Source organism: Streptomyces graminilatus (genome assembly GCF_001418565.1).
Taxonomy (GTDB): domain Bacteria; phylum Actinomycetota; class Actinomycetes; order Streptomycetales; family Streptomycetaceae; genus Streptomyces; species Streptomyces graminilatus.
Genome location: NZ_LIQQ01000846.1, coordinates 1 through 1,746 on the forward strand (window position 1 = coordinate 1; position 1,746 = coordinate 1,746).

2 protein-coding genes and 1 pseudogene are annotated in these 1,746 nt (G+C 68.7%); 1 reads left to right on the top strand and 2 read right to left on the bottom strand.

From position 1 onward, the window contains the following. Together AOK08_RS42150 and AOK08_RS44340 are read right to left on the bottom strand one after the other, a co-directional pair. A partial coding sequence (locus tag AOK08_RS42150; RefSeq protein ID WP_198539573.1) for an exo-alpha-sialidase occupies positions 1-532 on the bottom strand: 532 nt, incomplete at its 3' end. 187 nt (positions 533-719) lie between these two features. Then, positions 720-1,022: pseudogene (locus AOK08_RS44340) on the bottom strand (zinc-binding dehydrogenase); the annotation flags it as partial. A gap of 212 nt (positions 1,023-1,234) precedes the next feature. On the opposite strand from AOK08_RS44340, the gene AOK08_RS42160 reads away from it, so the two are divergent. Next, positions 1,235-1,666: a MarR family winged helix-turn-helix transcriptional regulator gene (locus AOK08_RS42160; protein WP_055535886.1), complete on the top strand. Its 432-nt coding sequence runs from the start codon at positions 1,235-1,237 to the stop codon at positions 1,664-1,666. The last annotated feature ends 80 nt before the right edge of the window (positions 1,667-1,746 follow it).

Below are 1,746 nucleotides of genomic sequence, written 5' to 3' on the forward strand. Positions count from 1 at the left end.
GCGGCATGACCTCGGCGCTCAGGTCGCGCGGCTGGGACCAGGACAGCCCGTCGTCGTCGCTGTACTGCAGATGGGGCGTACGGTCGCACGGCACCGGGCAGTTGCCGCCGCCCCGGCCCGTGTTCCAGCTCTCCGCGAGGAGGATGCGGCCGGTCTCCCGGTCCACGATCGGCGCCGGGTTGCCGTGCGTGTCCACCCCGCCGTCATTGACCACCTGGACCGGCCCCCAGGTCACCCCGTCGTCGGTCGACCGCTTGACGACGATATCGATGCCACCGGCGTCCCCGCAGTTGTCCTTGCGCCCCTCGGCGAAGGCCAGCAGTGTGCCCTTCAGGGTCCGGACGATCGCGGGGATCCGGTAACAGGCGTAACCGGGGTCCTGGGAGGCCCGGAAGAGCACCTGCTGCTCGAACGCGGCCGTACCGGTGGCCTGTTGGGCGCCCGCGGGGCTCGGCAGCGCGAGCAGCAGAGCGGCCGTGGTGAACACGGCCGCGAAGGTGGATCTGAGGCGTGCGCGAAGACTTGACGGCATGTACGGCCCTGCCCTTCAACGTCTGGACTTCATGCGTCTGGACTTCAGAGTTCGTGACGTGAGAGTTCGTGACTTCAGAGGTCTGGACATCTGAACAATCGGGCATCCGAAAATCTGGACATCCTACGTCCAACGTGCGCGCATCAGACGGTAGTTGGATGCTCAGTCGCCCCACAAGAACCGTGTGTCAAGGGATCAGGACAACCTTGCCGAGGTTGGTCCGGGACTCGATGACCCGGTGTGCGCCGGCCGCGTCCGCCGGTGCGAACTCCCCGTGCGCCACCGGTCGTACGGCTCCCGCGGTGAACAGCCGCTACAGCTCGCGGCGCCACCGCTCGTACAACTCGGGTCGTTCGCGGGCTATTCGGCGCATGGGGAACTCGGCGACGGTCGTGGCGCCCACCGGCAGGTCGTACGCCTGTATCGCGCCGCCGCCGGAGCCGTACGCGAGCGGACGGCCGCCTGAGGCGAGGGTGGCCGGCGCGGGGGTGGGCGACGGGTCGGCGTGACCGTGGCTGAAAGACAGCCCGGTCACCTTGCGGACCACGGGGACCTCCCCCTGGAACAGGGGACCACCCGTGTGCCCGTACCGAACACGGCGCATCCGCACCTCGCACCTCGTACCTGTGGAAACCGTTGGGAGCTCCAACGATAAGCGTATAACCATTGGGAGGTCCAATGATTATTGGCTAGTCTTTCCATATGTCTGTCGAACTTCATTCCATACGCGTCCTCCCCAGTTGGATCCTGGGGAGGGCAGCCGACCGCGGGCGGGCGCTGGTCGCCGCCGCGCTGGCCGGTGAGGGGTTGAAGATGTGGCATCACGTGGTGCTCTCCGCCGCCGCCGAGCTGGGCCCGGTCGCGCAGGCCGAGCTGGTGCGTGAGGTGGGACTCGATGCCAAGGACATGGTCGGCGTGCTCAACGACCTTCAGGGCGCCTCACTGGTCGTGCGCGCACCGGATCCGCACGACCGGCGCAAGAACGCGGTGACCGTCACGGCTGAGGGCCGCCGGCTGCTGGCCCGCTGTGAGCGGGCCGCGCGAAAGGCCAACGACGAGCTGCTGGCACCCCTCACGGTCGTGGAACGCGAACTGTTCATGAGCCTGCTCGGCCGGGTCTCGGGCGCGACGTAGAGGCAGGCTCGGCCGGCGGGCCGGCGGGCCGGCGGGCAGCCGGGTGGGTAAACGGGCGGGGAAGCGGGTCAGGCATGGGA

Bases quoted from the DNA above. Each gene is read 5' to 3' on its own strand.
- AOK08_RS42160 (WP_055535886.1), top strand. From the start codon at position 1,235: ATGTCTGTCGAACTTCATTCCATACGCGTCCTCCCCAGTTGGATCCTG.